Origin of the sequence: Bartonella sp. AA81SXKL (assembly GCF_042196945.1) — a bacterium.
Classification (GTDB): domain Bacteria; phylum Pseudomonadota; class Alphaproteobacteria; order Rhizobiales; family Rhizobiaceae; genus Bartonella.
Genome location: NZ_JBHIRH010000009.1, coordinates 47,253 through 59,609 on the forward strand (window position 1 = coordinate 47,253; position 12,357 = coordinate 59,609).

The following is a 12,357-nucleotide window of genomic DNA, read 5'->3' on the forward strand; positions in this document are numbered from 1 at the left end:
TCTTTTATTATCATTATTATCGGTGGTAATAGGGGTGATTAATGCTGCTTATACGGATAGAAGGCAAAGTCATTCATGAATGTTCAGCAGTTAAAAAAAATGGCAGCTATTAAAGCGCTTGAGTTTGTGGAAGATGGTATGCGGCTTGGAATCGGATCTGGTTCGACAGTCAATGAATTTATTCGTCTTCTAGGTGAGCGTGTTGCGGATGGTTTGCGGGTGACTGGTGTTGCTACTTCAAAATATTCTGAACAACTCTGTCATAAGTTTGGAGTGCCTGTTAGCACTTTAGAACAAATACCTGAGCTGGATCTTGATATTGACGGAGCAGATGAAATTGGTCCTGAGATGATGCTCATTAAAGGGGGAGGGGGAGCATTGTTGTATGAAAAAATTGTAGCGTCGGCATCTCGTGCAATGCTTGTCATTGCGGATGAAACAAAGGTGGTAAAAAGACTTGGTGCTTTTGCACTACCAATTGAAGTTAATCCATTTGGTATCCACACAACATGCAGAGCCATTGAAAAAGTTGCTGATGATTTAGGGCTTTCTGGAAAAATTGCATTGCGAATGAATGGAAAAAATCCTTTTGAAACAGATGGTGGCCATTTTATTCTTGATGCATTTTGGGGCTGCATTTTGCAACCAAAACCATTATCGGATGCACTTCTTGCTATTCCTGGTGTTGTTGAGCATGGACTTTTTTTGGGGTTGGCTTCACGTGCAATTGTCGCTATGGCTGATGGTCAAACAAAAATTTTAGAATCTTTTGATTTTAGAGAAGACAGTTTCATGACGATATGTTAGCACAGTAAAAAAGGGTCTTAAAGATTTTAGGTAGAATAACGAATTAAAATTATAATTAGCGATCGGGGTAATCATTAAATGAAAATAATATTTTCTTTTCAGCGTTTTGTCGTATATTTGGGTGTAGTTGTCGTTTTTGTTGTGAATATTGGAATGGCTTATGCACAAGGTGTGAGCGATCAACATTTAGATTCAGCTAGAAAAGCTATAAGTGCCATTCACGCAACGGATCAGTTTGATAGTTTTTTACCAAATGCGGTAGAAGATCTTAAAACTGTACTGATGAGGGATGATCCAAACTTGGCAGCGGATATTTCTGATATTGTTGATAAGCAGGCGCTTGCTTTAATTAAAAGGCGCTCTGATCTAGAAAAAGAGATTGCTCATGTATATGCAAAATATTTTACTCAAAAAGAGCTTGATGCAATAACAACATTTTATAATTCTGATACCGGTAAAAAGTTTTTGACAGAAGTTCCCAATATCGCACGTGATTCTTACTCAGCATTTGATATATGGCGTACTGCTTTTATGCAGGATCTTGTAGAAAATGTGAGAAAAGAGATGTCTGAAACACTTAATTTGAATAATTCTACGATGCCTACAAATGTGCCTATAAAATCAGAATCTTCAGGAAATAAAAAATAGCTTGATTGATATCATGACAACCAATGGGCAATTTCTGATTTTTAAAATAGCGGCGGTTTTCCCGCCGTTTTAAATATTTTAATGAGAATAAGTCCTTTTAGAATGCTGCTTTATAAAAAAGGCTTCTTCAAAAGAAAAAAAGACTTTCATTTGATAATAAAAGATCTTAGCCTACTCTTGCAGATGTATAAGAAGGAATAATTCGTGGGCTCTTTTGACTTTGATTTATTTGTTATTGGAAGTGGTTCTGGTGGAGTGCGTGCAGCACGGCTTGCTGGAGGTCTTGGCAAGCGGGTCGCTATAGCAGAGGAATATCGTATAGGGGGCACTTGTGTTATTCGTGGCTGTGTTCCCAAAAAACTTTATGTTTATGCATCACAATATGTAAAAGAATTTAAGAAAAGTGTTGGTTTTGGGTGGAAATATGCGGATCCAATTTTTAGTTGGGAAAAGTTGGTTGCAGCTAAAAATAAAGAAATATCAAGGTTAGAAGGGCTGTATCGTAAGGGATTAGAGAATAACAATGTGCATATTTATGAAAGTCGTGCTACTTTTGTAGATGATCACACATTAGAGCTTTCTGCCACGGGTGAGCGGGTCAGTGCAGAAAAAATTTTGATTGCAACAGGGGCAAAAGTTGCACCAAATACTTCCATAGAAGGCGGTGGATTTTGCCTCACTTCTAATGAGATTTTTGACCTTGATCAACTCCCAAAATCAATAGTCATTGTTGGTGGAGGGTATATTGGTGTTGAATTTGCTAATATTTTTCATGAATTAGGTGTAAAAACAACGCTGCTCCATCGTGGTGATTTAATCCTTCGTGGTTTTGATCATGATTTGCGGCAATTGCTCAGCGATGAAATGACTGAAAAAGGGATTTCTATTCTCTATGGTGTAACAATTTCTAAAGTGCAGGCTGCAGAAAATTGTTATGAAGTTATTTTATCAAATGGGAAAATAATCAGAGCCGATCAGATTATGTTGGCTACGGGGCGTGTACCAAATACAACAGGTTTAAGACTTGAGCGGGCAGGTGTTAAGGTGGATGAATTTAGTGCAGTTGTTGTTGATGAAAGAATGACAACGAATGTACCCCATATTTGGGCTGTTGGTGATGTAACAGGTCATATTCAATTAACACCTGTTGCGATTCATGATGCAATGTGTTTTGTTAAGACAGCATTTGAGAATATTCCAACAACACCTGATTATGATTTAATTACAACAGCAGTTTTTTCACAGCCAGAGATTGGAACGGTTGGTCTTTCAGAAGAGGAGGCGGTAAAGCGTTATAAGAGTCTTGAAATTTATCGTACAGTTTTTCGTCCTATGCGTAATGTTCTTTCTGGTAGTTCAGAGAAAATGCTTATGAAACTCATTGTTGATGGTGAAAGCCGTATTGTTGTGGGCGCTCATATTTTAGGGGAAAACGCTGGTGAGATGGCACAGCTTATTGGGATAGCTCTCAAAGGAAAGCTAACGAAGGATATCTTTGATGAAACGATGGCAGTGCATCCAACGATGGCAGAAGAATTGGTAACGATGTATAAACCAAGTTATATATATGAAAATGGGAAGAAAATAGAAAGTTAAACAGCATATATTGCGGTAAAAAGCTTTTGATATGCCAATCTGTAAGATTAATCTTTAGAGAGAGTGTAATGATAAAAGAATGGGCACCTGACTCTTGGAGAACAAGGCCAATTAAACAAGTTCCGACTTATCCGGATAAGTCTATGTTAGAAGATGTTGAACGAAAACTGAGAAGTTACCCTCCTTTAGTTTTTGCCGGTGAAGCACGTGATTTAAAAAATGAATTAGCAGCTGTTGCAAAAGGACAAGCTTTTTTATTGCAAGGTGGTGATTGTGCCGAAAGCTTTGCAGAACATGAAGCTGATAATATCCGTGATTTTTTTCGTGTATTTTTGCAAATGGCGATTGTTTTGACCTTTGGTAGTTCTAAACCGGTTGTTAAAATTGGTCGTATTGCTGGTCAATTTGCAAAGCCTCGCTCTTCTGATATTGAAAGAAAAGAGGGAGTTGAATTTCCTGCTTATCGTGGGGATATTATTAATGGCATTGAATTTGAAGCAGGTTCTCGTATTCCAGATCCGCAACGGATGTCTATGGCTTATCGCCAATCTGCGGCAACACTTAATCTATTGCGTGCTTTTTCACAAGGTGGCTATGCTAATTTAGAAAATGTTCACACATGGATGTTGAGTTTTGTTTCTAACAGTCCGCAGGGAGAACGTTATGAATTATTGGCAGAGCGTATTTCTGAAGCAATTGATTTTATGCGTTCTATAGGGATTACATCCAAAACACATTCTTCATTGCGTGAAACATCTTTTTATACCAGTCATGAAGCACTGTTGCTTGGTTATGAAGAGGCTTTGACTCGGATTGATTCAACTTCAGGAAATTGGTATGCAACATCTGGTCATATGTTATGGATTGGTGACCGTACGCGTCAGATTGACCATGCTCACGTTGAATATTGTCGCGGCATTAAGAATCCTATAGGATTAAAATGTGGTCCTTCCATTGAGTCTGATGAGCTTTTAAAATTAATTGATATTTTAAATCCTGAAAACGAGCTGGGGCGGCTTACTCTCATTACGCGCTTTGGTTATGATAAAGTTGAAAGTTATCTGCCTAAACTCATCCGTGCCGTTGAACGCGAGAAGCGTGCGGTTATATGGTCATGTGATCCAATGCATGGCAATACAATTACTGCCAATGGTTATAAGACGCGTCCCTTTGATTATGTTTTAAAAGAAGTAGAGAATTTTTTTGCAGTGCATCGTGGAGAGGGAACTTATCCAGGAGGCATTCATATTGAGATGACAGGTCGTGATGTTACTGAATGTACAGGAGGGGCACATGCCATTTCTGTGGACGATTTATCTGATCGTTATCATACGCAATGTGATCCACGGTTAAATGCAGATCAAGCGTTAGAATTGGCTTTTCTTGTTGCTGAACTCCTTAAAAAAAATCGCGTGACTGACTCGTTAGCAATTGCTGCTGGGGGGTAGCAAAAATTTGCCTAATATTTTTTTAGGTCATTATGGCAGAAGAGAATTTTTAAAAATGATATTTCCGATGATGAAGAATAAAGTTGTGGTTACTAAACTGATGAAATGATACAAAGGCTTATGAAAAATGATTTTCGGGTATCAATTGCTCAATTAAATCCTATTGTCGGTGATATTGAGGGGAATTTTTCTTTAGCTGTCATGGCGCATCAAAAGGCCAAAGAAGAGGGGGCAGATCTTGTTTTATTCACGGAACTTTTTATAAGCGCTTATTCGCCGGAAGATCTTGTTCTAAAACCTGCTTTTACAAAAACATGTGAAGAGACTGTTGAGAAATTAGCAAAGATAACCGTAGGCGGACCAGGAATTGTCATTGGACTTCCATTAAGACGCAATGGCAATATTTACAACGGTGTCATGCTTCTTGATGAAGGGCGAGTCATTGCCGAAAGTTTGAAGTTTGATTTACCTAATTATGCTGAATTTGATGAAAAGCGTTTATTTTCTTCAGGACCACGACCTAAGCCTCTTATCTATCGTGGGGTAGGACTAGGAATAGTGATTTGTGAAGATATTTGGAATGATTCTTCACTTTGTACGGAGCTTGGTAATAAAGGAGCGGAAATTATTCTTGTCCTTAACGGATCTCCCTACTATCGTAATAAAACCTTAAAACGTATAGATGTTGTTCATACGCAAGCCCTACGATCTGGGGTGCCAATTATTTATGCTAATCAAGTTGGTGGTCAAGATGAGCTCGTTTTTGATGGCGGGTCTTTTGCCTTGAATGGACAAGGCAAAAAGATATTTCAAATGAAACACTTTGATAGCCATATTGCTTTAAGCCATTGGCAAAAAACAACGACGGGATGGCACTGTATTTCAGGTCCTAAAGAAAGTCTTCTCAATGGATTAGCGGCCGATTATCAAGCTTGTGTTTTAGGGTTGAAAGATTACGTTAATAAAAACGGCTTTAAGGATGTTATTCTTGGTCTTTCAGGAGGAATTGATTCAGCCCTGTGTACAGCAATGGCGGTGGATGCTCTTGGTGCTGAGAGGGTTCGCACCATTATGATGCCCTATCATTATACTTCGCAAGAATCATTAAAAGATGCCAAAGAATGTGCTGATCTTTTGGGATGTTGTTATGAAATCATACCGATTGCACAACCTGTTGAGGCTTTTTTAAAGACAATGGCACCTGTTTTTTCAGGGTTATCCTCTGACGTCACAGAAGAAAATCTTCAAAGTCGTATACGCGGTACACTTTTAATGGCGCTTTCAAATAAATTCGGCTCAATGGTGGTAACGACAGGCAATAAGTCAGAAATGGCTGTGGGATATGCAACATTGTATGGGGATATGAATGGCGGGTTTAATCCTCTTAAAGATATTTATAAAATGCAGGTTTATGCATTAGCTGAGTGGCGCAATAAAAATCACTTGCACAATTTGAGAGGACCAGAAGGAATTGTCATTCCATCCAATATTATAGAAAAAGCGCCTTCTGCAGAGCTGCGGGAAAATCAAAAAGATGAAGATTCACTTCCACCTTATCCTATTCTAGATGATATTTTGCAATCTCTTGTAGAAAATGACATGAGTATTGGTGATATTGTTCAACGTGGGTATTCACGGGAAATTGTTGAGAAAATTGAACAGCTTCTTTATAGTGCTGAATATAAAAGGCGACAATCTGCACCCGGTGTAAAAATCAGTTACAAGAATTTCGGACGCGATCGTCGCTATCCTATAGTCAATCATTTTCGCGATAAAAATTGAGTATTATGTTATGGTTAAAGTTCGTTTTGCTCCCTCTCCAACAGGTTATATTCATATTGGCAATATCCGTATTGCGCTTTTCAATTGGCTTTATGCGCAAGCGCATAAAGGAGAATTTATTTTGCGCTATGATGATACAGATGTTGAACGTTCTAAACAAGAATATATTGATGCTATTGCTGTTGATCTTGAATGGTTTGGTATTCAACCAGATTCAATTTATTACCAATCTAAGCGATTTAATCGATATGATGAAGTTGCAGAAATTCTCAAACAACGCGGGCTTCTTTATCCCTGTTATGAGACTGCAGAAGAATTAGAGCGGCGTCGTAAAATCCAGCTTTCACGCAAATTGCCTCCTATTTATAACCGTGCAGCATTAAAATTGACAGCAGAAGAGAAAAAAAACTTTGAATCTCAAGGTCGTAAACCCCATTGGCGTTTTCTTCTTCCTAATTTTGAAAGTGATCCTTTACAAACAAAGCGAACAGAAGTTTGCTGGAATGATGCAATAAAGGGAAAGCAGACGATTGATTTGGCTTCTCTTTCAGATCCTGTTCTTATTCGTGAAGATGGAAGCTATCTTTATACATTGCCGTCTATTGTTGATGATGTAGATATGGCTATTACGCATATTATTCGTGGGGATGATCATATTACAAATACAGGCGCTCAAATTGCTCTTTTTAAAGCTCTTAATGCAGAATTACCGGTTTTTGCTCATACCAATTTATTGGCGACAGTTTTAGGAAAAGGATTTTCAAAACGTAATAATGATCTTTCTATTCGTTCTCTACGGGAAAAAGGATTTGAATCTATAGCTGTTCAATGCCTTGCCGTTTTGATTGGGACATCACAAAATGTACATCCCTATCCCCATCAAGCAGCGCTTTTAGAGCATTTTAATTTACAAGATACATCAAAATCGGTTGCAAAATTTGATATTGCTGATCTTCTTTCTTTGAATAGTCATCTTGTCCATGAACTAAGTTATGAGGACGTTAAAATGCGCCTTAAAAAACTTTCTATTGAGGGAGATAAGGCGGAATATTTCTGGAACGCGATAAGACGCAATATTGATAAAGTCAATGATGCTGTTTTGTGGTGGAAAATCATTCATGATGAACAGAATTTTGATACAGTGGCACTAGAGGATCGTGTATTTGTGCGTCAATCACTCGATTTCTTACCTGAAGGTGCTTTGAATGAGGAAAGTTGGAAAATTTGGACAACAGCATTAAAAGAAAAAACAGGTCGGAAAGGAAAGTTCTTATTTATGCCATTACGTCAAGCACTTACGGGCATGGATCATGGACCTGAAATGGGAAAGCTTTTGCAGCTTTTAGGGCGTGAAAAGGTAATAGAAAGACTCTCTAAGAAATAAGAGAAACTTTTAAAAGGCATCTTTTATTTACTTTATGCTTACAGAGAGTAAAGGACGAGTCTATCTACGCGTCTTTATGAGCATGAATGCAGGAATATCATCACCAAATCCAAGGGGCGTGTAATTCTTATTTTTTCGTGAGCGTTGTTGCTCAGATGGCTTCTCCTTATTATTTGCATTTTTGATATATTCTGTTTTATTCTCTTCTACAGATTTTTTAGTGTGAGCAACAGGCTCTTTTGGAGCAGTTTTCTTTGATGATTTTGAAGATTTTTTCTTTACAACAATATCTTCTGTTTGAGCATCGGCTATTAAAGTTGAAAGATCTCCATTGAGCCATTCAATTTTTTCATTACTCATTTCCTCGATGGCATTGATATATTTTTGATCAGCTTTTGTAACGATTGTAAAGGCTTTTCCGCTGCGATTTGCACGCCCTGTACGACCAATTCGATGGATATAGTCTTCAGCATGTGTCGGAACATCATAGTTAAATACATGACTTACAGCTGGAATATCGAGACCGCGGGCAGCAACATCAGAAGCAACAAGAAGTGTAAGTTTATTATTTTTAAAATCAGCTAGGGTGTTCATGCGCGAATATTGGTCCATATCTCCATGAAGTGCCCCTACATTAAAGTTATGTTTGATGAGCGATCTAAAAAGTTCAGAGATATCTCTCTTTCGATTACAGAAAATGATTGCATTTTGAAGCTCTGCACCTTCATTTTGGATCAGCTCTCGTAAAACCGCTCTTTTATCCCATGATTTATTTCCAGATTTGACAAGCCGTTGTGTAATTGTGGTAGCTGTTGAGGAAGCTTTTGTAACTTCAACAGATACAGGAGAATGTAAAAATTGTTTCGTTAGCTTTGTAATTTCTGGCGCCATTGTTGCAGAAAAGAACAAAGTTTGACGCGTAAAAGGGGTTAGTTTACAGATGCGTTCAATATCAGGAATAAAGCCCATATCCAACATGCGATCAGCTTCATCAATCACAAGGATTTCAACGCCCATCAGGAGCAGTTTACCGCGCTCGCAATGATCAAGAAGGCGCCCTGGTGTTGCTATAAGAACATCAGCTCCCCGTTCAAGTTTGCGATCTTGGAGTTCAAAAGAAACGCCACCAATCAAAAGAGCAACATTTAAACGATGATTTATGCCGTATTTATCGAAATTTTCTTCAACTTGAGCTGCAATTTCTCTTGTTGGTTCTAAGATAAGCGTACGGGGCATGCGTGCTCTTGCACGACCTTTTTCAAGGAGAGTGAGCATAGGCAATACGAAAGAGGCGGTTTTACCTGTTCCCGTTTGGGCGATTCCTAAAACGTCTTTTCTTTGAAGGACATGCGGAATTGTTTCACTTTGAATAGGTGTCGGAGATGTATACCCCGCTGATTTCACCGCATTAATAACCTTTGCGGAAAGACCTAAATCATCAAAACTGTTTAAAGATGGTATCATTTTTTTATCAACTGCTCTGTGATTTTAACTGCGCTATCTAAATGATGATTATAACCAATATTCTACACTCTTTAAAAGTGTTAAGATGTTTTCACAAAAAAACTAACTATAACAATCATATACATATAAAACGCATAATACAATCATTAATAGCGAAATTGTTCTGATAAAATGCGCTCATCCCATGAATGATTTGAGTCAAAAAGGATTGAAGCTGTTACTTCTGTTGCCATTGAAATAGTAACTGAATGGACAGATTTAACTTCAATATTATCTGCAGCAGCGTTTACAGGGCGTTTGTCAGGTTCAAGCATATCAAAGCGCACTGTTACTGTATTGGGAAGCAAAGCTCCATGCCAACGCCGAGGGCGAAAAGGGCTAACGGGAGTGAGGGCCATAAGGGGAGCCATAAGAGGTAAGATAGGTCCTTGTGCTGATAAATTATAGGCGGTTGATCCAGCTGGTGTAGCGACGAGGACACCATCACAACTTAATTGTTCCATTCGTACGTTGTTATCAATGGTGATGCGAATTTTTGCCGCTTGATAAGATTGCCGAAAGAGGGATACTTCATTAATTGCAAGCGCCTCGATAGAATCTTGACATTCAGATTTTGCAATCATGCGCAGGGGATGGATTTCTTTTTTATGTGCGACAGCAATACGATTGGGCAATTTTTTTTCATGAAATTCATTCATAAGAAATCCTACAGAACCTTGATTCATGCCATAAATAGGTTTGCCTGTGTTCATGACATCTCGTACGGTTTGTAACATTGTCCCATCACCACCGATTGCAACAACAATATCAGTTTCTTCCAGAGAAGAATGACCATAAACGGAAATTAATTTATGGGTAGCTTTGATAGCCTCCTCAGTTTCTGCGGAAATAAAATGAAAGCGACTTGGTAATGTAGCCATTTAAAAATTATCCTGATACTTATAATTTATGTTGTAACTTATTTATGAGAGTTTTGAAGTTGTAATAAATGCTCTTTTTATAATAAAAAGAGCATTGAATAAAGAGAAGTTATTTCAAGGTAAAGTATCATTAAAAAGTAAAAGGAATGCGTCGTTAGATAAATCACAAACAAGTAATTTTTTTATTAGAATGATAATTTAGCATTGAAGTTAAGAGTATGATTAGTTAAAAGACCATAACTGATTTTAATAATTAGTGTGGAGCACCCGTAGCTCAGCTGGATAGAGCGCTGCCCTCCGAAGGCAGAGGTCACAGATTCGAATTCTGTCGGGTGCACCAAATTCTTCAACTTCATATTATCCTAAATAACAATATTACCTAAAAAGAAGCCACTTTCCTCTTTTATGAAAATGGTCATTTGAGTTGTTTATTAAGTTTTGTAGCGAATAAGAAAATAATTTCAAGAGAAGTAAAATTTATGGCTGCGTATATAATTTTTCGGTTAGTCATTTTAAATATCAAGATAAAAAAGCAAGATTATCTAAATATGCTTTCAATTTAACTATAAACATTTATAACATAAAAATACATATTAATTCAATATGTTATTGTACAACTGATCTGGCGATGTTGACAGTAGATCGCTAAATATATTGTTTTGAGCATTAAAATAAATAGCTAAATTTGCTTTTATTCTATTTTTGGAGTTAAAGGCTGTTATGGTGATATGGAACGCGGATGAGGAATATCACCAATTAAAGGAATAATAAGGGGGAAAAAACAACCGTCAAGATTTGAATTGTTTCAAAATGCTGTATTTGATATGGTTATCTGGTAATTTCTCTATACACCAATATTGCCAGTTATGTTGGATGAGGGATTGTTTAGCTTTAATCAACTTTCTTATATACCGAACGCTAATTATGGTGGTTATTTAGTTGGGAGTATGTTCTTTACGTTTGGCAGAATTGGGATTATATCTCTTGCTCCTCGCATACTATCTTGTGCAGCTATAGTAATGAGTGCACTTATTATTTTCATGGCATTAACACTTAGTCCTTTTGATCCGTTTTGTTGCTGGTGAATGATGGTTTTGGGTTCTATGATGGTCATGCAGCATAGCCATAATGGGCGGATTATTTCTTCGCTTTAGGCAGGTATAGGAGTTGCTATTCTCTTAGGTAATGAATATGTTATTATTAGCTTGAATATGACAACTATATCAAAAAACACCTCCGTTATTTCTTCCATTGCAAATGAAACCGCTCCTGTTAATCAGAAAAAAACATCCAAAATATGAATAGATCAATTAAATGGATTTCGTGACTGGTCATGTATATATATATTATCGCATTCGTGCTTTAAAAGATTTTGGTGATGTAAAAAAGGCGGTCTAGATGCTTTTATTGAAAATGAAAGAGCAATCTCTCTCATAATGGCAATTGCTGGGTTGCTGATAATGCCGTGTTGTAACATCTAGTCGTGTTTATGAAAATACAAGGGGCTATGGCAATACTGCCATTGGTGGCTATGTCTATGGCAATACCCTTATATGTGATAAAACCTATGTGTATTTTGGTGCTCATGTTTATGACAATGCTCATCTTTTTTATAACGGTTGAGTTTATCATTATGCGTGGGTTTATGGGAATGAAAAATTATCCGGTAGTGCACGTATTCATAGCAATGCCGCGGTTTATGATCATGCGGTTGTTAGGCAAGGTTTACGGCAATGCTAGCATGGGGTATCATACTGATGGGTATAGCTCTGTTTATGGCAATGCAAGAATAAAAAGACATAGCGATTTATATTCGGTTCCCATAAATTGTGAGGTTTATGAAAGTGATGATGTTATCAAGATTGATGAACAGAATAAATGACAGACGTGGAGAGTGCTTCTTTGATGGTTATAAACGCATCATAAAAGAAAGCCGTGCCAATTGATATAACGCTGCTTTTAAATAGAGGTACTACAGATCATACAAAAGAAATCAATAATGAATGCATATATACAAAACGTATCATATTGCAAACGCTCTATTCTATTGATTAAAACTGATCAATAGGAACGTAAATGACAGGTATAATATTTAATCACTCATTTGAATTACAGAATCTATAAACACTTTTGTATGGCTATAAAACGTATTAAGAATAACGCTCGCATTTTTGAAGTGGTCATTTGACACAAAGTACATTATCAAAATGTCTCAACGCTTGGTAGGTTCATATCAAGACAATCAAGAGAAAATGCGTATTAAGTGAATATTTGTAACAAAACCCGTTGTTTAAATTTACAAGCATTG

Annotated in this window: 9 protein-coding genes, 1 tRNA gene and 1 pseudogene; 9 read left to right on the plus strand and 2 right to left on the minus strand. The window is 37.2% G+C overall.

Annotated features, from left to right (window positions below; genetic code table 11):
• Positions 1-75 precede the first annotated feature (75 nt).
• From rpiA to gltX, 6 genes are all read left to right on the plus strand, one after another.
• Positions 76-807 (plus strand): ribose-5-phosphate isomerase RpiA, encoded by a 732-nt coding sequence (gene rpiA, locus ACFINZ_RS05985; RefSeq protein ID WP_375618356.1) that lies wholly within the window; start codon positions 76-78, stop codon positions 805-807.
• Between the two features lie 78 nt (positions 808-885).
• Positions 886-1,455, plus strand: coding sequence for a DUF2059 domain-containing protein (locus tag ACFINZ_RS05990; protein WP_375632798.1), 570 nt, complete (start codon positions 886-888; stop codon positions 1,453-1,455).
• A 204-nt stretch (positions 1,456-1,659) separates the two neighbouring features.
• Positions 1,660-3,051: a glutathione-disulfide reductase gene (gor, locus tag ACFINZ_RS05995; RefSeq protein ID WP_375701229.1), complete on the plus strand. Its 1,392-nt coding sequence runs from the start codon at positions 1,660-1,662 to the stop codon at positions 3,049-3,051.
• 68 nt (positions 3,052-3,119) lie between these two features.
• Positions 3,120-4,499: a class II 3-deoxy-7-phosphoheptulonate synthase gene (locus tag ACFINZ_RS06000; protein WP_375618353.1), complete on the plus strand. Its 1,380-nt coding sequence runs from the start codon at positions 3,120-3,122 to the stop codon at positions 4,497-4,499.
• Positions 4,500-4,619: 120 nt separating this feature from the next.
• Positions 4,620-6,281, plus strand: a complete 1,662-nt coding sequence (locus ACFINZ_RS06005) for an NAD+ synthase (protein ID WP_375701230.1) — start codon at positions 4,620-4,622, stop codon at positions 6,279-6,281.
• Positions 6,282-6,291: 10 nt separating this feature from the next.
• Positions 6,292-7,665 (plus strand): glutamate--tRNA ligase, encoded by a 1,374-nt coding sequence (gene gltX, locus ACFINZ_RS06010; RefSeq protein ID WP_375632804.1) that lies wholly within the window; start codon positions 6,292-6,294, stop codon positions 7,663-7,665.
• A 60-nt stretch (positions 7,666-7,725) separates the two neighbouring features.
• Here gltX and ACFINZ_RS06015 read toward each other — a convergent pair whose 3' ends face one another.
• Together ACFINZ_RS06015 and ACFINZ_RS06020 are read right to left on the minus strand one after the other, a co-directional pair.
• A complete protein-coding gene (locus ACFINZ_RS06015) occupies positions 7,726-9,129 on the minus strand; it encodes a DEAD/DEAH box helicase (protein WP_375632806.1) in 1,404 nt (467 codons plus the stop codon).
• 146 nt (positions 9,130-9,275) lie between these two features.
• The gene (locus tag ACFINZ_RS06020) at positions 9,276-10,049 is read right to left on the minus strand and encodes an NAD kinase (protein ID WP_375632808.1); all 774 of its coding nucleotides are present in this window, start codon (positions 10,047-10,049) and stop codon (positions 9,276-9,278) included.
• A gap of 263 nt (positions 10,050-10,312) precedes the next feature.
• Here ACFINZ_RS06020 and ACFINZ_RS06025 point away from each other — a divergent pair.
• The 3 genes and pseudogenes from ACFINZ_RS06025 (at position 10,313) to ACFINZ_RS06035 (ending at position 11,931) form a co-directional block, all read left to right on the plus strand.
• Positions 10,313-10,389, plus strand: a tRNA-Arg gene (locus tag ACFINZ_RS06025).
• A gap of 526 nt (positions 10,390-10,915) precedes the next feature.
• Positions 10,916-11,134: a YbfB/YjiJ family MFS transporter gene (locus ACFINZ_RS06030; RefSeq protein ID WP_375632810.1), complete on the plus strand. Its 219-nt coding sequence runs from the start codon at positions 10,916-10,918 to the stop codon at positions 11,132-11,134.
• A 229-nt stretch (positions 11,135-11,363) separates the two neighbouring features.
• Positions 11,364-11,931 (plus strand): annotated as a pseudogene (locus ACFINZ_RS06035) (hypothetical protein).
• Positions 11,932-12,357: the final 426 nt, after the last annotated feature.